This window comes from Pseudomonas sp. CJQ_9 (assembly GCF_043106615.1).
Classification (GTDB): domain Bacteria; phylum Pseudomonadota; class Gammaproteobacteria; order Pseudomonadales; family Pseudomonadaceae; genus Aquipseudomonas; species Aquipseudomonas juntendi.
The window spans coordinates 1-19,826 of the sequence record NZ_JBICMS010000003.1 but is presented as its reverse complement, the minus strand read 5'-3'; the positions used below and the strand labels follow the sequence as shown (position 1 = coordinate 19,826).

Genomic DNA, 19,826 nt, shown 5'->3' with positions numbered 1-19,826 from the left:
CATTGATACCAATCAGCCTTCACCCCTTTCCCTGAGTTACAATGCGCGCCACCGTGATTCTGCCAACAGGTGCGCCATGCAGCCCTACGCTATTGCCCCCTCCATTCTTTCTGCCGATTTCGCCCGCTTGGGCGAGGATGTCGACAAGGTACTGGCGGCGGGTGCCGACATCGTCCACTTCGATGTCATGGACAACCACTACGTTCCCAACCTGACCATCGGCCCGATGGTGTGCACTGCCCTGCGCAAGTATGGCGTCACCGCCCCGATCGATGTGCACCTGATGGTCAGCCCGGTCGATCGCATCATCGGCGACTTCATCGAAGCCGGCGCCACCTACATCACCTTCCACCCGGAAGCTTCGCAGCACATTGACCGTTCGCTGCAACTGATCAAGGACGGCGGCTGCAAGGCCGGGCTGGTGTTCAACCCGGCCACCAGCCTGGACGCCTTGAAGTACGTCATGGACAAGATCGACATGGTGCTGCTGATGAGCGTCAACCCGGGTTTCGGCGGGCAGAAGTTCATCCCTGGCACACTCGACAAGTTGCGTGAAGCGCGTGCGTTGATCGACGCCAGTGGCCGGGATATCCGCCTGGAAATCGACGGTGGCGTCAACGTCAACAACATCCGCGAGATCGCTGCCGCTGGCGCCGACACGTTCGTGGCCGGCTCGGCGATCTTCAATGCCCCGGACTACCAGGAAGTCATCGCCAAAATGCGCGCCGAACTGGCCCAGGCTCGCCCATGAGTGGCTTCGAGCAGCTGTTTCCGGGGACGCTCCCCAGGCTGGTGATGTTCGATCTGGACGGTACCCTGATCGATTCCGTGCCAGATCTGGCCGCCGCCGTGGACCGCATGCTGCTCGAACTGGGGCGCCCGCCTGCTGGCCTTGAGGCGGTACGCCAATGGGTCGGCAATGGCGCCCAGGTGCTTGTGCGCCGCGCCCTGGCCGGTGGCATCGAGCATGAAACCGTGGACGATGCGCTGGCTGAACAGGGCTTGGCGCTGTTCATGGAAGCCTACGCCGAAAGCCACGAGCTCACCGTGGTTTACCCCGGGGTCAAGGACACCCTGCGCTGGCTGCACAAGCAGGGCGTGGAAATGGCCTTGATCACCAACAAGCCGGAGCGCTTCGTCGCGCCCTTGCTGGACCAGATGAAGATCGGCCGGTATTTCCGCTGGATCATCGGTGGTGACACCCTGCCGCAGAAAAAGCCCGACCCGGCGGCGCTGCTGTTCGTCATGCAAATGGCGGGCGTGAGCCCGCAACAGTCGCTGTTTGTCGGCGACTCGCGCAGCGACGTGCAAGCGGCCAAGGCGGCCGGGGTTCAGTGCGTGGGGCTGACCTACGGCTACAACCATGGCCGGCCCATCAAGGACGAGTCGCCAAGCCTGGTGATCGACGATTTGCGTGCATTGCTGCCCGGTTGCGCAGACCCGGCCACTGGGATAACGTTGGCGGACCTTCAAGCCTCAGCAGACAGAGAGTCCACCGTGGCGGTTACTGGCAAATTCTGGATGAAAGTCATCAAGGCCTTGGCCCGTTGGCGTTGGCGCGCCTGACTTCAGCCTGCCGGCACGTGCCGGCCCGTCCGTTTGCCTGACCCATTGCTGCTTGCCACGAGGCTACTCATGAACCACGAAGAATTCCTGCGCCTGGCTGCTGCCGGCTATAACCGCATTCCCCTGGCCTGCGAAACCCTGGCCGACTTCGATACACCGCTGTCGATCTACCTGAAGCTGGCCGACCAGGCCAACTCGTACCTGCTCGAATCGGTGCAGGGCGGCGAGAAATGGGGCCGTTACTCGATGATCGGCCTGCCCTCGCGGACGGTGATGCGGGTGCACGGCTATCACGTCAGCATCCTGCAGGACGGTGTCGAGGTTGAACGCCACGATGTCGAAGACCCGCTGGCCTTTGTCGAGACGTTCAAGGAACGCTACAAGGTCGCCGACATTCCCGGCCTGCCACGTTTCAATGGCGGCCTGGTCGGTTACTTCGGCTACGACTGTGTGCGCTATGTGGAAAAGCGCCTGGGGGCCAGCCCGAACCCAGACCCGCTGGGCGTGCCCGACATTCTGCTGATGGTCTCGGACGCGGTCGTGGTATTCGACAACCTGGCCGGCAAGATGCACGCCATCGTGCTGGTAGACCCTGCGCAAGATCAGGCTTTCGAGCAAGGCCAGGCGCGCCTGCAAGGCTTGCTGGAAACCCTGCGCCAGCCAATTACCCCACGCCGAGGCCTGGACCTGAGCGGCCCGCAGGCTGCCGAGCCGGCATTCCGCTCCAGCTACACCCGTGAGGACTACGAAAGCGCCGTTGGCCGTATCAAGGAATACATCCTGGCTGGCGACTGCATGCAGGTGGTGCCGTCACAACGTATGTCGATCGACTTCAAGGCGGCGCCAATCGACCTCTACCGCGCTTTGCGCTGCTTCAACCCGACGCCTTACATGTACTTCTTCAATTTTGGCGACTTCCACGTGGTTGGCAGCTCGCCAGAAGTGCTGGTACGGGTCGAGGACAACCTGGTCACCGTGCGCCCGATTGCCGGTACCCGCCCGCGTGGCGCAACCGAAGAGGCCGACCGTGCGCTGGAAGACGACCTGCTGTCGGACGACAAAGAGATCGCCGAGCACCTGATGCTGATCGACCTGGGCCGCAACGATGTCGGCCGGGTGTCCTCCACGGGCAGCGTACGCCTGACCGAGAAGATGGTGATCGAGCGCTATTCCAACGTCATGCACATTGTCTCCAACGTCACCGGCCACTTGCGCGAAGGGCTGACGGCGATGGATGCCCTGCGCGCGATCCTGCCGGCCGGTACCCTTTCAGGGGCGCCGAAGATCCGTGCAATGGAGATCATCGACGAACTGGAGCCGGTCAAGCGTGGTGTGTATGGCGGTGCCGTGGGGTACTTCGCCTGGAATGGCAACATGGACACCGCCATTGCCATTCGTACGGCGGTGATCAAGGACGGCGAGCTGCATGTGCAGGCAGGCGGCGGTATCGTTGCCGACTCGGTGCCGGCGCTGGAGTGGGAAGAAACCATCAACAAGCGCCGGGCGATGTTCCGTGCGGTGGCCTTGGCTGAGCAGACTTGCGCCAAATGAATTGATCAGGGCTGCTGCGCAGCCCATCGCTGGCCAGCCAGCTCCACAGGGATATCCTCGGTTCCCGACCTTGTGGCATTCCTGTGGGAGCTGGCTTGCCGGCGATGGGGGGTACAGGCCGGCTTAGAAGTCGACGCTAACCCCCAGACTCACCCCCTGCTGCGTCAGCTCATCACTCTTGTGCCAATTGTAGTTGCCGCGCAAATGCACCCCCGCCACCACTTCATGGCTTACCCCCAGGCTGGCCCGGGTCAGGTCGCTGTGCGGCGTATACCCGGTCAGGGTAAAGTCATTCGCCGGCAAGCTGGTCAGGTGCATGGTCACGTCCTGCTGGTCATCCTCGAACTCATGCTCTTGCGCCACCTCGGCGAACAGCCGGGTAGAGGGCAGCACCTGCACGCTGCCCAGCAGCCCCACGCCCAGGCGGCGTGACGTGCGCTCCTGGTCATCGAAACCCAGGGCTGTGGAGCGCCCGCTCTTCTCGTCGTAGCCGTCCACCTTGACCCGCGCATAGTCGGCGCTGATGAATGGCGCCAGTTGCCAGTTGCTGCTGTCCGCCGCCAGGTTGTAGCCCAGCCGTGCGGACATCGCCCAGGCTTCACCGTCGGTGTCGCCCTTTTCGCTACGGTCGTTCACGCCCAGGGCAAAGGTGCGCTTGAGGTCGCTGTAGTCCAGGTGCCCGGCTGTCAGCGCTGCATCGGCCCACCAGCGGTCCTGCCGGTACTGGGCGAAGGCGCTGGCCAGGTAGCTGTCGAGCTTGTAGTCCGAGTCTTGCGCGCCTGCTTCCAGCTTCTGCCGGTAGACGCCGCCCGCCAGTCCCAGGCGCCAGGCATCGTTCAGGCGGTAGCTGCCACCCACGGTCAGGTTGTACCCCCGGCCATCGCCGCTGGCCGCGCTGCGCTGGCTGTCGAAGTCCAGGTCCTGGGCGCCGCTGCTGACAAATGCTTGCCACTTGCCGATCGCCTGCCATGGCGTTTGCCATTGGCTGCGCAATTCATCCTGGTGGGCACGCAGGCTGGCGTGGGCCATTTCCGGGAGCAGGGACAGTTCCCATGGCGCGGACAGGATCGAGTAGGCGTAATCGGCAATCAGTTGCTGGCCGGCGATGGTCGGGTGTACCGAATCGTTGAACAATAGCCGGGTCGGGTCTGGCGTGGTGCCGTCGATGCCATGGACCGGGTTGCCCACGCAGCCTTGCCCGCTGTAGCAAGTCCCGACCAGGTTCTGGTCAGGTGCCAGGCCGAACTGGCTGGGGCTGGCCAAGGCCTCGCTCAGCAACACAGGGATGTTCAGGGGGATGACCTGGGCATCGATCTGCCTCAGCTGGCCAAGCAGCGATTGATTGAACGCCCCGGACAGCAACGAGAGCGGGTTTTGTTGCGGCGTGCCACTGAAGTTCGGTGTTTGACCAAGGTCGGGTAGCAGCCAGACCATGATGTAGCGTGCGCCGCCCTGTTGCAGTGCCTGAGCGCTGGCGGCCAGCCGAGCACCGGCCGCCACTGCGTCGGCCGGGCTGTTGACCAGGCCTTGCAGAAAGTCGTTGCCGCCGCCGGTCAGGTAGTACAGGGCGTTGGGGTCGGCGCGCAGCCCGTTGGCTAGGTAGCCTGGCTTCTCTCGCAACACCGTCCCGGCGCCTGGGTTGCCGGGTGGAATGATGGTTCTGGAGGTTTCGGTGATCGAATCAAGAATCTGTTGCGTGGTGTAGCCCCCTACCGCCCAGTTGTTGCCGTCGGGGCGTACACCGACCGAGGTGGAGGGGTTCAGCGCATTGGGGTCTATGCCCAAACGGCCACCGAGGATCATCGGCGACACCGGGGCAAAATTGCCATCGGCATCACGGTTGGTGAAGCGGGCGCCGGAGGTGCCACCTGTCAGGTCGGGGAACTGCCCGGCATCTGCCAGGCTGTCGCCGAACACGATCAGCGTGGAATAGGGCGAGGGGGCGGCAAAGGCCTGGCTGCAGGCCAAGGCTAATGAAGCGAAGGCAAAGCGCAAAAGTGGAGATTTTCTCATCGCGGAACATCCTTTTCTTTGTTTTTATGAGAACAACCTGATCGACATTAGCAAATCGTGGGGCTTCGCTCCCAAGTCCATTCGTTTCCCCGTGTTTACGGGCATATTGCGCCCGCCGCGCCGGTAGGCTACTGTGCCGTGACGTATGAGCGAGACCTACCCTGTGTTGATCGTCAGCAAACTCTTGATGCGCGTAATCAAGGCCCACGCCCGTTGGCGTTGGCGCGCCTGACTTTATCCCCTGCCGGCCAGTCCGGCCCGCCCCTGTTTGCCTTCCTGCTCCTCGCCCTCAAGTGGCACAGCCACCGCTATGGCGGGCAGAGGGAGGTTCGAATTTGAAGTCAGTAAGTTCAAGAGGTTTAACACCATGTTACTGATGATCGACAACTACGACTCATTTACTTACAACGTTGTGCAGTACCTTGGCGAGCTGGGTGCCGAGGTCAAGGTCGTTCGCAATGACGAACTGACCATTGCCCAGATCGAGGCCCTGAACCCCGAGCGGATCGTCGTCTCCCCGGGCCCGTGCACGCCGAGCGAGGCGGGCGTGTCCATCGAGGCCATCCTGCATTTCGCCGGCAAGCTGCCGATCCTCGGCATATGCCTGGGCCACCAGTCCATCGGCCAGGCCTTTGGCGGTGACGTGGTCCGGGCTCGCCAGGTGATGCATGGCAAGACCAGCCCGGTACTCCACCGCGACCTCGGCGTGTTTGCCGGCCTCAACAACCCGCTGACGGTGACCCGCTACCACTCGCTGGTGGTCAAGCGCGACACCCTGCCTGACTGCCTGGAAGTGACCGCCTGGACGGCCCATGCAGATGGTTCGGTCGACGAGATCATGGGCCTGCGCCACAAAACGCTGAACATCGAAGGGGTGCAGTTCCACCCTGAGTCGATCCTCACCGAGCAGGGCCACGAGCTGTTCGCCAACTTCCTCAAGCAGACCGGCGGCCGCCGCTAAGGATTGAATATGGACATCAAAAGCGCGCTGAGCCGTATCGTTGGCCAGCTGGACCTTTCGACCGAAGAAATGCGCGATGTGATGCGCCAGATCATGACAGGCCAGTGCAGCGAGGCGCAGATTGGCGCCTTCCTGATGGGCATGCGCATGAAAAGCGAGAGCATCGACGAGATCGTGGGCGCGGTATCGGTGATGCGCGAGCTGGCCGACAAGGTCGAGCTGCAGAGCCTGGAGGGTGTGGTGGATATCGTCGGTACCGGCGGTGACGGTGCCAACATCTTCAACGTTTCCACCGCTTCGTCGTTCGTGCTGGCGGCCGCGGGCTGCCCAGTGGCCAAGCATGGCAACCGCGCGGTGTCGGGCAAGAGCGGCAGTGCCGACTTGCTGGAAGCTGCCGGCATCTACCTGAACCTGACGCCAACGCAGGTGGGCCGCTGCATCGACAGCCTGGGGATCGGCTTCATGTTCGCGCAAAGCCACCATTCGGCAATGAAGCACGCCGCTGGCCCGCGCCGCGAGCTGGGTATGCGTACCCTGTTCAACATGCTCGGCCCGCTTACGAATCCGGCCGGTGTGAAACACCAGGTGGTCGGCGTGTTCGCTCAGGCGCTGTGCCGGCCGTTGGCCGAGGTGCTGCAGCGCCTGGGCAGCAAGCATGTGCTGGTGGTGCACTCGAAGGATGGCCTGGATGAGTTCAGCCTGGCTGCCCCCACCTTTGTGGCCGAGCTGAAGAACGACCAGATCACCGAATACTGGGTCGAGCCGGAAGACCTCGGCATGAAAAGCCAGAGCCTGCATGGCCTGGCCGTTGAAAGCCCGCAGGCGTCACTGGAACTGATCCGTGATGCACTGGGCCGGCGCAAGACTGAAAACGGCCAGAAAGCTGCCGAGATGATTGTGCTCAATGCCGGTGCGGCGCTGTATGCCGCTGACCATGCCATGAGCCTGAAAGCCGGTGTGGAACTGGCCCATGACGTACTGCACACCGGCCTGGCCTGGGAAAAGCTGCAGGAACTGGGTGCATTTACTGCAGTATTCAAGGTGGAGAACGAAGCATGAGCGTGCCGACGGTGCTGGAAAAGATCATTGCCCGCAAGTTCCAGGAAGTGGCCGAGCGCAGCGCGCGGGTCAGCCTTCACGAACTGGAAGGCCTGGCCAAGGCCGCTGACGCTCCGCGGGGGTTTGCCAATGCCTTGATCGAGCAGGCCAAGCGCAAGCAGCCTGCGGTGATTGCCGAAATCAAGAAGGCCTCACCCAGCAAGGGCGTGATCCGTGAAAACTTCATGCCGGCGGAAATCGCTGTCAGCTACGAGAAGGGCGGTGCTACCTGCCTGTCGGTGCTGACCGATGTGGACTACTTCCAGGGTGCCGATGAGTACTTGCAGCAGGCTCGTGCGGCGGTCTCCCTGCCAGTGATCCGCAAGGATTTCATGATCGACCCCTACCAGATCGTCGAGGCGCGGGCCTTGGGTGCGGACTGCGTGCTGCTAATCGTGTCGGCGCTGGATGACGTGAAGATGGCCGAACTGGCCGCCACCGCCAAGGGCGTCGGTCTCGATGTACTGGTAGAAGTGCACGATGGCGATGAGCTTGAGCGAGCGCTGAAAACCTTGGATACACCGCTGGTGGGCGTGAATAACCGCAACCTGCACACCTTTGAAGTCAGCCTGGAAACCACGCTCGACCTGCTGCCGCGCATACCGCGTGATCGCCTGGCAATTACCGAGAGCGGCATCTTGAACCGGGCCGATGTCGAGCTGATGGCGATCAACGACGTTTATTCGTTCCTGGTGGGTGAGGCATTCATGCGCGCCGAACAACCTGGGTTGGAGCTGCAGCGGCTGTTCTTCCCGGACCAGGTGAAGAAAACTGTTCAGCAACTGGACTGATTGCAATGAAGCCGGCGTGAATGCCGGCTTTTTTACGGGCCCGGCAAGAGGCCCTTGAAAACAACATCCAAGGTGGAGCAATGAGCGATCAACCCCTGGCCCTGACTGTCGAGCAGGGCTTGCACGCCGAGCAGGACCTGCTGGCCGCCGTTTGCCGCGGCGAACGCGAGAGTGGTGTGCTGTTCTGGCGCCCCACTGACCATGCCTTGGTGATGCCCCGGCGCATGAGCCGGTTGGCCAATTTCGAAACAGCCTGCGCAGAACTGGCGATTGCCGGCTGGCCGGTACTGCTGCGTGAAACCGGCGGTGAGCCGGTACCGCAGTCGCATGCCACCGTGAACGTGGCGCTGGTCTATGCCGCGCCGCGCAGCGAAGGCGACCATGGCCGTATCGAAACCGCTTATGAGCGCCTGTGCCTGCCACTGTGCGATGTGTTGCGTGAGTGGGGCGGGGTAGCGTCGGTGGGGGAAATAGACGGCGCCTTTTGCGATGGCCGCTACAACGTCAACCTCAACGGCCGCAAGTTGGTCGGTACCGCCCAGCGCTGGCGCCAGGGCCTGGGCGGTAAACGCCCGGTGGTACTGGTGCACGGCGCGTTGTTGCTGGACAACGAACGTGAGGCGATGGTAGCGGCGGTCAACCGTTTCAACGAGTGCTGCGCGCTTGAGCAGCGTTGCCGCGCTGACGCACACATTGCCTTGCACGAGGTGGCGCCCGCAGTACCCTGGTTCCAGCGCCTCTCGCAAGCTTACGCCAAGGTCTTGGCCGACCTGCCCAGGGATTAGCGGGTACCGTAGACGACCATGGTCTTGCCTTTGACATGGACCAGGCTGCGCTCTTCGAGATCCTTGAGCACGCGGCCGACCATTTCCCGCGAGCAACCGACGATGCGGCCGATTTCCTGGCGGGTGATCTTGATCTGCATGCCATCCGGATGGGTCATGGCGTCGGGCTGCTTGCACAGCTCCAGCAGGCAGCGGGCGACCCGGCCGGTTACGTCGAAGAACGCCAGGTCGCCCACCTTGCGTGTGGTATTACGAAGACGTTGGGCCATTTGACTGCCCAGGGCGTAGAGAATTTCCGGGTCCTGGCGCGCCACTTCGCGAAATTTCTCGTAACTGATCTCGGCCACTTCGCATTCGGTCTTCGCCCGTACCCAGGCGCTGCGCTGCTGCTCACCGTCAACGGGCTCGAACAGCCCCAGCTCGCCAAAGAAATCGCCCGGGTTGAGGTAGGCGATGATCATTTCATGACCGTCATCGTCTTCAATGATGATGGTGACCGACCCCTTGATGATGAACGACAGTGTTTCGGCCCGGTCGCCAGCGCAGATGATGTTGCTTTTTGCGGTGAAGCGGCGGCGCTGGCAGTGCACCAGCAACTTGTCTATGTTCTTGATCTTTGCGGGTAGGGCAGAGGCAACCATCACGAAGTCCTGTTCGATACGAGGCTTGGGTATTTTTGTAAATCGACGGCGGTAGGCGCCAGTCATTTGGCGCCAGCTTATCAGACACTACAAGATGTTTCGGTACTAAACCGAGTCCTCTCGTACTTTTCCCACAGCCGCACAAGGTCTAAGCTGACACCCTTTTCCGAATATCAGGAGTCCAGGTAGATGAAGGCACGTATCCAGTGGGCCGGTGAGGCAATGTTTCTCGGCGAATCGGGCAGCGGCCATGTCGTCGTGATGGATGGCCCGCCCGAGGCCGGCGGCCGTAACCTGGGTGTGCGCCCTATGGAGATGCTGCTGTTGGGGTTGGGTGGCTGCAGCAGCTTTGACGTGGTCAGTATTCTGAAGAAGTCGCGCCAGGCGGTGGAGAGCTGCGAGGCGTTTCTGGAAGCCGAGCGCGCCAGTGAAGACCCGAAAGTGTTCACCAAGATCCACATGAACTTCGTCGTGAAGGGGCGCGGGCTGAAAGAAGCGCAGGTCAAGCGTGCGGTAGAGCTGTCGGCAGAGAAGTACTGCTCTGCGTCGATCATGCTCGAGCGTGCCGGGGTCGAGATTACCCACGGGTACGAGATTGTAGAGCTGGGTTGAAACCGGGGTTTTTTGGGGCCGCAAAGCGGCCCCGACACCATCAGCTGCGCAGTGCCGGTAATGCAGAGCGAAGCCATGCCGGCAAGCCACTGCGCATTGCGCGGCTCAACCGCTCCCGGCGCTTCTGGTAGACCAGCCCCAGCCAGATGACCCCCAGCCCGATCAGCGTCACCACGACCGGGAACAGCAGCGATTGCGCGAACACCTCATACGCCAGGTAGCCCAGGTAGGCCGCAACCCCCAGCGCGCCGAACACCATGAACACCGGCCGGCGCAACAGCACTGCCATGCCCATCAGCGCAATGTTGATCAGGCAGTACAGCGCCTTGCCCAGCTCGCTGCCGCTGTCCAGTAGCGTCAGCCCGCCCCAGAATGCCGCCAGCCCTGCCAGGTAACCCCAGCGGGCATAATCCTCGCGTGTTCGGCCGTCTATCAGCAGGAACACCACCAGCATTCCCAGGCCGAACCACAGCGAAACCTCACGGCGCTGCGCCCAGCTGAACGGCGAGCCGAAGAACCACTCACTCAGGTCCATCGACATGAACCATAGGGCCACGGCGATCGGCATGACGATGAACGGGTAGGGGATCAACCGCAGCATCAGCAAACCGGCCACTACCGTGGCCGCCTCCATCACCAGCCAGCCGCCTTGCACGTAGGTGTAGTAGTGGTGGTAGTTGGCCTGGGTGTCATCCATTGGCCACCACCCCGCCAAGCGTTCGATGGCGAACACTGCCAGTGGCACGATACTGACCGCGACGGCGGCCAGTACCCCGGCGGCTACGGGTTGCGCACGCCGCTGCAAGTTAAGGGCAAACAAGGTGATCAGCCCGATGTACAGGCTGGCGATGACCAGCAGTGCGGCGTCGCCGATGCTGATCCAGGCCTCGGTGAGCAACCAGCCCATGGCGGCCATGATCAGCATGGCGCCGAAGTAGAAGGCGACATGGGCCAGCTGAAAGGTGCCGCGTGCTGGCGGTTGCTGGCGCAGGAACGCCAGCAGGGCCTGGTCCTGGCCAGGCTGGAGAACGCCGGCTTGCACGGCACGCGCCAGGTCCTTGGCGTCGATTCGGTCCGTCATGGGGCTACCTTCAGATACGGTAGGTGCTCTTGGTCATGAACTTGGCCAGCAAGCTCATACCGAAGCGCACAGGAGCAGGGAAACGGTAGCCACCGGCTTCCAGGGCGGACTCGGCGTGCTGCTCTTCGTCGACGCGCATCTGTTCGAGAATGGCGCGGGACTTTTCGTCTTCTTGCGGTAGCTGCTCAAGGTGCTCGTCCAGGTGCTTGCACACCTGGTGCTCGGTGGCGGCGACGAAACCCAGGCTGACCTTGTCGCTGACCAGCCCGGCCAGTGCGCCAATGCCGAAGGACATGCCATAGAACAGGGGGTTGAGCACACTTGGGTGGCTGTTCAGCTGGCGAATGCGTTGCTCGCACCACGCCAGGTGGTCGATTTCTTCCTCGGCGGCATGTTCCATGGCCTTGCGCACTTCGGGCAGCTTGGCCGTCAGGGCCTGACCCTGGTACAGGGCCTGGGCGCAGACTTCACCGGTATGGTTGATGCGCATCAGCCCAGCAATGTGGCGGGTTTGCTGTTCGTCCAGGTTGGCGTCTGGCTGGATGATGGCCGGTGACGGCCGGGCGGGTTGGCCGCTGAAGGGCAGCAAGGTGCGCATGGCGGTATCGGCCTGCAGCAACAAGCGGTCGAGCGGCGAGTAGTGACGTTCGGTAGCCATCGGGCACCTCCGCAAGAATGTGCCCGACAGTTTACCGCAATAGCGGCGGGGTCGCTTGCCGTGGATCAGCCCGGCGGCCAGTTCATCTGGCGCTGGCCGAGCACGTGCATATGGATGTGGTAGACGGTCTGGCCGCCCTGCTCGTTGCAGTTCATGACCACGCGGAAGCCGTCATCACAGCCAAGTTCCTTGGCCAGGCGCTGGGCGGTGAACAGGATATGGCCAGCCAGGCCTTTGTCCTCTTCGGTCAGGTCGTTGAGGGTGCGGATGTGCTTTTTCGGGATAACCAGAAAGTGCACGGGCGCCTGAGGGGCGATATCGTGGAACGCCAGAACCTGGTCGTCCTCGTAAATGATCTTCGCCGGGATTTCCCGGTTGATGATCTTGATGAATAAATCGTCCACAGCACTTGCTCCATGGTGAGGGTCGGGCCGAGTGTACTCAGCCAGGCGCCAATCGCCCAGTGGCTATTCCATGCCGGCCGGGCAATAGCGGCGGTGAATGGCGCCGGCCAGTTTGCGCACCAGCCAGCGTGGCAGCAGGCGGGGGGCGAAGGCCAGCCAGCGGTTGCGCCGCCCTGGCGTGATCAGGGCACGGTTCTTGTCCAGCGCCCGGACCGTGTAAAGGGCCACTTCCTCGGGGCTCAGGCAGCCTGGTTTGCCATCCAGGCGGGGGATGCGCCGCCGTGCAGAGCGTACCGGGCCGGGGCACAGTACCGAGACTTTGATGCCGGCGCGCTTGAGCTCCTCGCGCAGTGCCTGGGAAAAGCTCAGCACGTAGGCTTTGCTGGCGGCATAGGCCGCCATCCACGGCCCAGGTGCGACCCCGGCCAGGCCTGCAACGTTGAGGATCTGCCCGCCACCCTGCACGGCCATCAGGTTGCCGATTGCATGGCATAGCCGGCTCATGGCCAGCACGTTGACCTCGAGCAGGTCTTGCTCGTCGGCCCACTCATGGGCCAGGAACGGGCCGTAGGTGCGCAAACCAGCGCAGTTGACCAGCAGGTCGATGCGCCGCTCGCCTTCTTCCAACTCCAGCACGAAACCTGACAGGCGCAGCGGCTGGCTGAGGTCGCAGGCGCGGAACAGTACCTCTACGCCAAAGCGTTGGGTCAGCTCGATGGCGACCGGTTCCAGCGTTTCGCGCTGGCGTGCCACCAGGATCAGGTTGCGTCCACGCCGTGCCAGCGCTTCCGCCAGGGCCAGGCCCAGGCCGCTGGAAGCACCAGTGATCATGGCGTAACGGGACATGCAAGGCTCCTGGGGGCGGAAGAGGGCGCCTAGTGTACAGCTTGCTCGTGCCGGGTGGTGCGTTTTGCTACAAGGCCCGGCGGCAGCGCTGCAGGGCTTGCTGATAGTTGAGGTGGCTATGTCAGAACGGCTTGACCACCACCAGAATCACGATGCCCAGCAGGATGAGCACGGGCACTTCGTTGAACCAGCGATAATAGACGTGGCTGCGTGTATTGGTGCCGCTGGCGAAGCGTTTGCGCTGTGCGCCACACACGTGATGGTAGCCGGTAAGCAGGATTACCAGGGTCAGCTTGGCATGCAACCAGCCCTGGCTCAGCCAACCGGGGTTGAGGTAGAGCATCCAGGCGCCAAATACATAGGTGGCGATCATTGCCGGGTTCATGATGCCGCGGTAGAGCTTGCGCTCCATGGTCACGAAGCGTTCCTGGCTGATGCTGTCCTGGCTCTGGGCGTGGTAGACGAACAGCCGCGGCAGATAGAACAGGCCGGCGAACCAGCAGACTACGCTGACGATATGCAGCGCTTTGATCCATAGGTAAAGCATGGAGGGTGTTCCTTCAGGTAATCACGGTCGTCAGATAGTAGTGGTCGGGCGCCGGAAGGGACACCCGAAGAGTTGTTACAGGCGCCTCGCGCCCCTATTATCGTGCGCTTTCCAGACGGCTCGTTGATAAGGGGCAAGCGTTATGATCAAGGTCGGTATTGTTGGCGGCACCGGTTACACCGGCGTCGAACTGTTGCGTCTGCTGGCACAGCATCCACAGGCCGAAGTGGCGGTCATCACTTCGCGCTCGGAGGCGGGCGTGGCGGTGGCAGACATGTACCCGAACCTGCGCGGCCACTATGACGGGCTGGCGTTCAGCGTACCCGACAGCAAGGCCCTGGCCGCTTGCGACGTCGTGTTCTTCGCCACACCGCACGGCGTTGCCCACGCACTGGCCGGCGAATTGCTGGCGGCAGGTACCAAGGTGATCGACCTGTCGGCTGACTTCCGTCTGCAGGATGCCACCGAGTGGGGCAAGTGGTACGGCCAGCCGCATGGCGCGCCTGAACTGCTCAAGGATGCCGTGTATGGCCTGCCGGAAGTGAACCGCGAGAAGATTCGCCAGGCGCGCCTGATTGCCGTGCCGGGTTGCTACCCGACCGCTACCCAGCTCGGTTTCCTGCCGTTACTGGAAGCGGGCCTGGCCGACCCCGCGCGGCTGATCGCCGACTGCAAGTCGGGTGTCAGCGGCGCCGGGCGTGGTGCGGCAGTGGGTTCGCTGTTCTGCGAAGCCGGTGAAAGCATGAAGGCCTATGCCGTCAAGGGGCATCGCCACCTGCCGGAAATCAGCCAGGGCCTGCGCCAGGCGGCCGGCAAGGACATCGGCCTGACGTTCGTGCCGCACCTGACACCGATGATCCGTGGTATCCACGCTACCCTGTACGCGAACGTGGCCGATACTTCGGTCGACCTGCAGGCGCTGTTCGAGAAACGCTACGCCGATGAGCCGTTCGTCGACGTGATGCCGGCCGGTAGCCACCCGGAAACCCGCAGCGTGCGCGGTGCCAACGTTTGCCGCATTGCCGTTCATCGCCCACAGGGCGGGGACTTGGTAGTGGTGCTCTCGGTGATCGACAACCTGGTGAAGGGGGCTTCGGGGCAGGCAGTGCAGAACCTCAACATCCTGTTTGGCCTGGATGAGCGCATGGGCCTGTCCCACGCAGGCTTGCTGCCGTGACAGAAGCCGCGAGCTGCACACCTGCGGGCCGAGCTTGCGGCGTGTAGGTTGTCGCTTGCGGCTTACGTATTGTTGACCAATTTTCTCGGGAAAGCGGATAATGCGCGTCATCGAGAGTTATATGGCGGCTACCGCGCCGGGAGAATCAACATGAGCGTCGAAACCTTCACCCCTACCGGCCTGGAATTCACCCATGGGGCAGCCCAGAAGGTGAAGAACCTGGTCAATGAGGAAGGCAATGAACGTCTGAAGCTGCGGGTGTTCGTGACCGGTGGCGGTTGCTCGGGCTTTCAGTACGGCTTCACCTTCGATGAAGACGTGGCTGAAGACGACACCATCGTCGAGCGCGAAGGCGTTTCCCTGGTGGTCGACCCGATGAGCTTCCAGTACTTGGCCGGTGCCGAAGTGGACTACCAGGAAGGCCTGGAAGGTTCGCGCTTTGTGATCAAGAACCCGAATGCCACCACCACCTGCGGTTGCGGGTCGTCGTTCTCGATCTGAGTTCGCGCCGATACGAAAACGCCGCGCAATTGCGCGGCGTTTTGCTTTCTGGCCTGGGTGTCATGCCGGGTAGATTGCACCGAGTACACGCAGGCCCCTGGCGGCAGTGACGCTGGGGCGGTTGGCGGCGATGCCCTCCAGGCAGCAATGGGCCAGCCAGGCAAAGGCCATGGCTTCGACCCAGTCAGGGTCTACGCCATGGGCGCTGGTGCTTGTAACACGTGCATTAGGCAGTAGTTGGCCGAGGCGGGCCATCAGCGCGCCGTTGCGGGCGCCTCCACCGCAGACCAACAGTGTTTGCGTGCCTTGTTGCGCGTTTTCCAGTGAGTCGATGATGCTGCGTGCGGTCAGCTCCAGCAGTGTTGCCTGCACGTCCTCGTCGCGGTAGGCGGGCAGCCCGGCGAGGTGGCGGTCGAGCCAAGGCAGGTTGAACACCTCGCGCCCGGTACTCTTGGGGCCGCTGCCCGCGAAGAACGGGTCGCTCATCAATGCATGCAGCAAATCAGCCTGCACCACGCCGGTGGCAGCCCAGGCACCGTCGGCATCGTAGGCCTGGCCGCGTTTGCGCTCGATCCAGGCATCCAGCAATACATTGCCTGGGCCACAATCAAAGCCATGCACCGGTGCATCCCGCTCAATCAGGCTGAGGTTGCTGAAACCGCCCACATTGAGAATCGCTACCCGTTGGCCCAGGTGGCTGAACAGGGTTTCGTGGAAGGCCGGGACAAGTGGCGCGCCTTGCCCGCCGGCGGCCACATCGCGGCGGCGGAAGTCGGCTACCACGCTGATACCAGTAAGCTCGGCGAGCAGCGCGGGGTTACCGATCTGTACGGTGAAGCCGCGGGCGGGTTCGTGACGGACCGTCTGACCATGGCTACCAATGGCGCGTATGGCGTCAGCCTGCAGGCCCTGCTGAGCGAGCAGCTGGCGTATGCCCGCGGCCGCAAGGGTGGCCCAGTGATTTTCCGCCAATGCTGCCCGGGCGATTTCGTCAGGGCCGCTGCTGCACAGGGCAAGCAAGTCCTGGCGCAGGCTGGCGGGCATCGGCAGGTAGAGCGTGGCGAGCAGCTCAAGCTGCTCGCCTTGTTCGACCAAGGCGATGTCCAGGCCATCGAGGCTGGTGCCGGACATCACCCCCAGGTAAAGCGCCATGGCTTAGCGCTTGTTCGAGGCGAGCAGGGTGGCCTTTTCCTGATCCATGCGGGCGATCAGTGGCTGGCTCTGCTGCAAGAAGCGTTGACGCTCGTTCTTGGCGATCGGGTCGGCCATTGGCACCTTCTGGCTCAGGGGGTCGACATGCACGCCGTTGACCTGGAACTCATAGTGAAGATGCGGCCCGGTGGAAAGGCCGGTGGTGCCGATGTAACCGATGATCTGGCCCTGCTTGACGGTGCTACCGGTCTTGATGCCTTTGGCAAAGCCCTGCATGTGGCCATACAGCGTCTTGTAGCGGTTGCCGTGCTGGATGATCACGGTGTTGCCGTAGCCGCCGCGGCGCCCGGCCAGCTCGATGCGGCCGTCGCCTGCTGCCTTGATAGGCGTGCCGCGTGGGGCTGCATAGTCAACGCCCTTGTGCGCGCGAATCTTGTTCAGGATCGGGTGCTTGCGGCCGGCGGAAAAGCGCGAACTGATACGGGCGAAGTCCACAGGGGTGCGGATGAAGGCTTTGCGCAGGCTGTTGCCGTCGGCAGTGTAGTAGGTAGTGTTGCCCTGCTTGTTGGTGTAGCGCACGGCAGTGTAGGTTTTGCCACGGTTGGTGAAGCGCGCCGAAAGGATATTGCCCGTGCCGACGACCTTACCATCCATCACCTTCTGCTCGTAGACCACGTCGAACTCGTCGCCTGGGCGAATATCCTGGGCAAAGTCGATGTCGTAGCCCAGCACGCGCGCCATGTCCATGGTCATGCTGTGGGAAAGGCCGGCACGCTGGGCAGATGCTGACAGCGAGCTTTTGATGACCCCGTGGGCATAGGCAGTACGCACCACAGGCTTGCTGATTTCACGGTTGAAGGTAAAGCCTTTGGCGCTTTTGCTCAGGCTGATGGTTTCAAGGTTGCTGACCTTGCTGTGCAGGCTGGCCAGTTGGCCATCCTTGTCGAGTTCGAACTGCAGGACCTGGCCGTGCTTGAGTTGGGTGAACTGCTTGGCCTGCTTGTTGCTGGCCAGCAGGTCGTGCACGGCATTGGCTGGCAGGCCGACCTTGGCGAACAGCGTGGACAGGGTGTCGCCGCGCGCTACGGTGACTTCGCGGTGGCCCGGTTGCTTGGCGGCTTCGGCAACCTGTTTGGCGTCCGGCGTTGGCTGCTCGGCTTTCTGGGTTTCGGGTGTGGCTGCTTCTATCTGGGCGAAAGGTGAGCCTTGCTCACCCTGTGCCTGCACCATGGGCGCAGCGCGGGATTCGTCCTTCAATTGTTCGGCAGGGCTTTCCAGCTCGAGGTTGAGGGTGGTTTTCTTGGCTTCCACTTCGCTGGACGGAAATACCAGCAAAGCCAGGCTGAGCAGGGCGGCAATGCCGCTGGCGGCCAACAGGTGGCTCTTCGGATAAAGCGGTGGCGCTTTAGGCGGTTCGTTGGTCATGGGCAAGGTGACTTTGAAAAAGGTGAAATGGAATAGATGAATGACATGATGAAGATGAAATAACTGTATAAAATATAACCAAATCCAGTTTCACGCAAGGGCGCGTAGACGTCGCAAGCCTGCGCCCGGGTCACATTCCTTTGCAAAACTTGTATTTGACGGCCGATCTTGTATGGTTGGCTCCCCCTGAATCTGAGCCTTGCGGGTTTGTCTATGAAGTCGGTTGAAGAGCAGCTGGCGCTTATCAAGCGCGGTGCGGAAGAAGTACTGGTCGAGTCGGAACTGGTTGAGAAGCTCAAGCGCGGCCAGCCTTTGCGCATCAAAGCCGGCTTCGACCCGACCGCCCCGGACCTGCACCTGGGGCACACGGTGCTGATCAACAAGCTGCGCCAGTTCCAGGAGTTGGGCCATCAGGTCATCTTCCTGATCGGCGACTTCACCGGCATGATCGGCGACCCAAGCGGCAAGAGCGCAACGCGTCCGCCGCTGACTCGTGAGCAGGTGCTGGACAACGCCGAGACCTACAAGCAGCAGGTGTTCAAGATTCTTGATCCGGCCAAGACCGAAGTCGCCTTCAACTCCACCTGGATGGACAAGCTGACCCCGGCCGACTTCATTCGCCTGGCCTCGCAGTACACTGTGGCGCGCATGCTCGAGCGCGATGACTTCGACAAGCGCTACACCACCAACCAGCCGATTGCCATTCACGAGTTCCTCTACCCGTTGGTGCAGGGCTACGATTCGGTCGCGCTGAAGGCAGACGTCGAGCTGGGTGGTACCGATCAGAAGTTCAACCTGCTGATGGGGCGTGAGCTGCAGCGTGCCTATGGCCAGGAAGCGCAGAACATCGTGACCATGCCGTTGCTTGAAGGGCTGGACGGTGTGAAGAAAATGTCCAAGTCGCTGGGCAACTATGTCGGTATCCAGGAAGCGCCGGGGGTGATGTACAGCAAGCTGGTGTCGATCCCGGATACCCTCATGTGGCGTTACTTCGAGCTGCTGAGCTTCCGCTCCATGGAAGAGATCGAGCAGTTCCGCGCCGACGTGGCCAATGGCGCCAACCCTCGAGACATCAAGATCAAGCTGGCGGAAGAGATTGTCGCGCGTTTCCATGGTGAGGAGGCTGCCGCCAATGCGCACCGTGCTGCGGGCAATCGTATGAAGGAAGGCGAGCTGCCTGAGGACCTGCCGGAGGTAGAGGTGGTTTCGGCGGAAGACTTGCCTGTCGCTGCGGTTCTGAACCGTGCTGGCCTGGTGAAGAACTCGGCGCAGGCGCGTGACTTGCTGAGTGCTGGTGCAGTGAAAGTGGATGGTGTGGTGGTCGACAAGGACTTCCTGTTTGTTCTGGGTGCTACGCATGTATGTCAGGCGGGCAAGAAGTCCTTCGGGCGGGTTACCCTGAAGGCTGAGTGATCGCCCGGCGGTTAAGCTATATAGAAGCGGGGAGGCCGATAGGCCTCCCCGCTTTGTTTATGGGGTATCGCCGTTTTTGCCGAATGGCCGGCAGTGCTGAATGGATGTATTCGTCCATATTCCAGTTTCTTGAAATTAAAGGTTGACGCCCTCTCGAATCCCCTTATAATGCGCCCCACTTCCAGCGACAACGGAACGACAAACTCCTTGAGATTCAATGAGTTAACCGATTCGGAAAGCGCTGTAAGGGCTACGATCAAATGATCGAAAACGGTTGAGATGATGGTTGACAGCGCTTCTAAACGCTGTATGATTCGCCTCCCGCTACGAGAGATCGCAGTGAGTCAAGTGTTTGAAGCTAAACGAGTTTCTCGCAAAAAACTTCAAAATAAACGCTTGACAGCAAATGAGGAAAGCGTAGAATGCGCGCCTCGGTTGAGACGAAACGATCTTAACCAAACGCTCTTTAACAAATCGAATCAAGCAATTCGTGTGGGTGCTTGTGAGTACGGACTGATAGTCAAAAAGATTATCAGCATCACAAGTGGCCATGCGAGAAATCACATAGTCATTTGAGATTGCTGAGCCAAGTTTAGGGTTTCTT

Annotated in this window: 20 protein-coding genes; 11 read left to right on the top strand and 9 right to left on the bottom strand. The window is 61.9% G+C overall.

Annotation, left to right across the window (positions count from 1 at the left end):
• The first annotated feature begins 76 nt into the window (after positions 1–76).
• From rpe to trpE, 3 genes are all read left to right on the top strand, one after another.
• Entirely contained in the window at positions 77–751 is a 675-nt protein-coding gene (gene rpe / locus ACF8SD_RS00965) for a ribulose-phosphate 3-epimerase (protein WP_029885954.1), read from the top strand.
• A complete protein-coding gene (locus ACF8SD_RS00960) occupies positions 748–1,566 on the top strand; it encodes a phosphoglycolate phosphatase (RefSeq protein WP_029885955.1) in 819 nt (272 codons plus the stop codon). Before rpe ends, ACF8SD_RS00960 begins: the two co-directional genes overlap by 4 nt.
• 69 nt (positions 1,567–1,635) lie before the next feature.
• On the top strand, positions 1,636–3,117 hold the full coding sequence (gene trpE, locus ACF8SD_RS00955; RefSeq protein ID WP_009685254.1) for an anthranilate synthase component I: 1,482 nt from the start codon (positions 1,636–1,638) through the stop codon (positions 3,115–3,117).
• A 123-nt stretch (positions 3,118–3,240) separates the two neighbouring features.
• Here the strand turns inward: trpE and estP are convergent, their stop codons facing one another.
• The gene (gene estP / locus ACF8SD_RS00950; RefSeq protein ID WP_392483405.1) at positions 3,241–5,130 is read right to left on the bottom strand and encodes an esterase EstP; all 1,890 of its coding nucleotides are present in this window, start codon (positions 5,128–5,130) and stop codon (positions 3,241–3,243) included.
• Between the two features lie 367 nt (positions 5,131–5,497).
• Between estP and ACF8SD_RS00945 the strand changes: the two genes are divergently transcribed.
• The 4 genes from ACF8SD_RS00945 to ACF8SD_RS00930 all read left to right on the top strand — a co-directional run bounded on the left by ACF8SD_RS00945 (position 5,498) and on the right by ACF8SD_RS00930 (position 8,765).
• Complete coding sequence (locus ACF8SD_RS00945) at positions 5,498–6,091, top strand: aminodeoxychorismate/anthranilate synthase component II (RefSeq protein WP_173887425.1); 594 nt, start codon at positions 5,498–5,500, stop codon at positions 6,089–6,091.
• 9 nt (positions 6,092–6,100) lie between these two features.
• Positions 6,101–7,150: an anthranilate phosphoribosyltransferase gene (gene trpD / locus ACF8SD_RS00940; RefSeq protein ID WP_029887380.1), complete on the top strand. Its 1,050-nt coding sequence runs from the start codon at positions 6,101–6,103 to the stop codon at positions 7,148–7,150.
• Positions 7,147–7,980: an indole-3-glycerol phosphate synthase TrpC gene (gene trpC, locus ACF8SD_RS00935; protein ID WP_173887426.1), complete on the top strand. Its 834-nt coding sequence runs from the start codon at positions 7,147–7,149 to the stop codon at positions 7,978–7,980. The genes trpD and trpC overlap by 4 nt, the downstream gene beginning before the upstream one ends.
• An 80-nt stretch (positions 7,981–8,060) precedes the next feature.
• Complete coding sequence (locus ACF8SD_RS00930; protein ID WP_009681257.1) at positions 8,061–8,765, top strand: lipoate--protein ligase family protein; 705 nt, start codon at positions 8,061–8,063, stop codon at positions 8,763–8,765.
• On the opposite strand, the gene crp is transcribed toward ACF8SD_RS00930, so the two are convergent.
• Positions 8,762–9,406 (bottom strand): cAMP-activated global transcriptional regulator CRP, encoded by a 645-nt coding sequence (gene crp / locus ACF8SD_RS00925; RefSeq protein ID WP_173887427.1) that lies wholly within the window; start codon positions 9,404–9,406, stop codon positions 8,762–8,764. The genes ACF8SD_RS00930 and crp overlap by 4 nt on opposite strands.
• A 189-nt stretch (positions 9,407–9,595) precedes the next feature.
• Between crp and ACF8SD_RS00920 the strand changes: the two genes are divergently transcribed.
• Positions 9,596–10,018, top strand: coding sequence for an OsmC family protein (locus tag ACF8SD_RS00920; RefSeq protein WP_004376171.1), 423 nt, complete (start codon positions 9,596–9,598; stop codon positions 10,016–10,018).
• Positions 10,019–10,058: 40 nt separating this feature from the next.
• Here ACF8SD_RS00920 and ACF8SD_RS00915 read toward each other — a convergent pair whose 3' ends face one another.
• The 5 genes from ACF8SD_RS00915 to hemJ all read right to left on the bottom strand — a co-directional run bounded on the left by ACF8SD_RS00915 (position 10,059) and on the right by hemJ (position 13,554).
• Positions 10,059–11,099 (bottom strand): DUF2157 domain-containing protein, encoded by a 1,041-nt coding sequence (locus ACF8SD_RS00915; protein WP_392483403.1) that lies wholly within the window; start codon positions 11,097–11,099, stop codon positions 10,059–10,061.
• 10 nt (positions 11,100–11,109) lie between these two features.
• Positions 11,110–11,757, bottom strand: a complete 648-nt coding sequence (gene coq7 / locus ACF8SD_RS00910; RefSeq protein WP_392483402.1) for a 2-polyprenyl-3-methyl-6-methoxy-1,4-benzoquinone monooxygenase — start codon at positions 11,755–11,757, stop codon at positions 11,110–11,112.
• 65 nt (positions 11,758–11,822) lie between these two features.
• Entirely contained in the window at positions 11,823–12,161 is a 339-nt protein-coding gene (locus tag ACF8SD_RS00905) for a histidine triad nucleotide-binding protein (RefSeq protein ID WP_161891720.1), read from the bottom strand.
• Between the two features lie 63 nt (positions 12,162–12,224).
• On the bottom strand, positions 12,225–13,007 hold the full coding sequence (locus tag ACF8SD_RS00900) for an SDR family oxidoreductase (RefSeq protein ID WP_173887430.1): 783 nt from the start codon (positions 13,005–13,007) through the stop codon (positions 12,225–12,227).
• A gap of 121 nt (positions 13,008–13,128) precedes the next feature.
• Positions 13,129–13,554: a protoporphyrinogen oxidase HemJ gene (gene hemJ, locus ACF8SD_RS00895; protein ID WP_029887373.1), complete on the bottom strand. Its 426-nt coding sequence runs from the start codon at positions 13,552–13,554 to the stop codon at positions 13,129–13,131.
• A gap of 142 nt (positions 13,555–13,696) precedes the next feature.
• Here hemJ and argC point away from each other — a divergent pair, with 142 nt between their 5' ends.
• Positions 13,697–14,731 carry an N-acetyl-gamma-glutamyl-phosphate reductase gene (gene argC / locus ACF8SD_RS00890; protein WP_009681264.1) on the top strand — a complete coding sequence of 345 codons (1,035 nt, stop codon included), beginning with the start codon at positions 13,697–13,699 and terminating at the stop codon, positions 14,729–14,731.
• Positions 14,732–14,881: 150 nt separating this feature from the next.
• Positions 14,882–15,232, top strand: coding sequence for an iron-sulfur cluster insertion protein ErpA (gene erpA / locus ACF8SD_RS00885; RefSeq protein WP_173887432.1), 351 nt, complete (start codon positions 14,882–14,884; stop codon positions 15,230–15,232).
• A 60-nt stretch (positions 15,233–15,292) separates the two neighbouring features.
• Here the strand turns inward: erpA and ACF8SD_RS00880 are convergent, their stop codons facing one another.
• Together ACF8SD_RS00880 and ACF8SD_RS00875 are read right to left on the bottom strand one after the other, a co-directional pair.
• Positions 15,293–16,384, bottom strand: a complete 1,092-nt coding sequence (locus tag ACF8SD_RS00880) for an anhydro-N-acetylmuramic acid kinase (RefSeq protein WP_392483401.1) — start codon at positions 16,382–16,384, stop codon at positions 15,293–15,295.
• A 3-nt stretch (positions 16,385–16,387) separates the two neighbouring features.
• On the bottom strand, positions 16,388–17,809 hold the full coding sequence (locus ACF8SD_RS00875) for a peptidoglycan DD-metalloendopeptidase family protein (protein WP_173887434.1): 1,422 nt from the start codon (positions 17,807–17,809) through the stop codon (positions 16,388–16,390).
• Between the two features lie 213 nt (positions 17,810–18,022).
• On the opposite strand from ACF8SD_RS00875, the gene tyrS reads away from it, so the two are divergent.
• Positions 18,023–19,222 carry a tyrosine--tRNA ligase gene (gene tyrS, locus ACF8SD_RS00870; protein ID WP_173887435.1) on the top strand — a complete coding sequence of 400 codons (1,200 nt, stop codon included), beginning with the start codon at positions 18,023–18,025 and terminating at the stop codon, positions 19,220–19,222.
• Positions 19,223–19,826 lie beyond the last annotated feature (604 nt).

What these genes read in the sequence shown, in the direction of transcription:
- ACF8SD_RS00960 (WP_029885955.1), top strand. Translation starts at nt 748, where the DNA reads ATGAGTGGCTTCGAGCAGCTGTTTCCGGGGACGCTCCCCAGGCTGGTG.
- ACF8SD_RS00915 (WP_392483403.1), bottom strand. Translation starts at nt 11,099, where the DNA reads ATGACGGACCGAATCGACGCCAAGGACCTGGCGCGTGCCGTGCAAGCC.
- hemJ (WP_029887373.1), bottom strand. Translation starts at nt 13,554, where the DNA reads ATGCTTTACCTATGGATCAAAGCGCTGCATATCGTCAGCGTAGTCTGC.
- ACF8SD_RS00945 (WP_173887425.1), top strand. Translation starts at nt 5,498, where the DNA reads ATGTTACTGATGATCGACAACTACGACTCATTTACTTACAACGTTGTG.
- estP (WP_392483405.1), bottom strand. Translation starts at nt 5,130, where the DNA reads ATGAGAAAATCTCCACTTTTGCGCTTTGCCTTCGCTTCATTAGCCTTG.
- trpC (WP_173887426.1), top strand. Translation starts at nt 7,147, where the DNA reads ATGAGCGTGCCGACGGTGCTGGAAAAGATCATTGCCCGCAAGTTCCAG.
- ACF8SD_RS00900 (WP_173887430.1), bottom strand. Translation starts at nt 13,007, where the DNA reads ATGTCCCGTTACGCCATGATCACTGGTGCTTCCAGCGGCCTGGGCCTG.
- crp (WP_173887427.1), bottom strand. Translation starts at nt 9,406, where the DNA reads ATGGTTGCCTCTGCCCTACCCGCAAAGATCAAGAACATAGACAAGTTG.
- ACF8SD_RS00920 (WP_004376171.1), top strand. Translation starts at nt 9,596, where the DNA reads ATGAAGGCACGTATCCAGTGGGCCGGTGAGGCAATGTTTCTCGGCGAA.
- rpe (WP_029885954.1), top strand. Translation starts at nt 77, where the DNA reads ATGCAGCCCTACGCTATTGCCCCCTCCATTCTTTCTGCCGATTTCGCC.
- erpA (WP_173887432.1), top strand. Translation starts at nt 14,882, where the DNA reads ATGAGCGTCGAAACCTTCACCCCTACCGGCCTGGAATTCACCCATGGG.
- trpD (WP_029887380.1), top strand. Translation starts at nt 6,101, where the DNA reads ATGGACATCAAAAGCGCGCTGAGCCGTATCGTTGGCCAGCTGGACCTT.
- ACF8SD_RS00880 (WP_392483401.1), bottom strand. Translation starts at nt 16,384, where the DNA reads ATGGCGCTTTACCTGGGGGTGATGTCCGGCACCAGCCTCGATGGCCTG.
- ACF8SD_RS00930 (WP_009681257.1), top strand. Translation starts at nt 8,061, where the DNA reads ATGAGCGATCAACCCCTGGCCCTGACTGTCGAGCAGGGCTTGCACGCC.
- tyrS (WP_173887435.1), top strand. Translation starts at nt 18,023, where the DNA reads ATGAAGTCGGTTGAAGAGCAGCTGGCGCTTATCAAGCGCGGTGCGGAA.
- ACF8SD_RS00875 (WP_173887434.1), bottom strand. Translation starts at nt 17,809, where the DNA reads ATGACCAACGAACCGCCTAAAGCGCCACCGCTTTATCCGAAGAGCCAC.
- argC (WP_009681264.1), top strand. Translation starts at nt 13,697, where the DNA reads ATGATCAAGGTCGGTATTGTTGGCGGCACCGGTTACACCGGCGTCGAA.
- coq7 (WP_392483402.1), bottom strand. Translation starts at nt 11,757, where the DNA reads ATGGCTACCGAACGTCACTACTCGCCGCTCGACCGCTTGTTGCTGCAG.
- trpE (WP_009685254.1), top strand. Translation starts at nt 1,636, where the DNA reads ATGAACCACGAAGAATTCCTGCGCCTGGCTGCTGCCGGCTATAACCGC.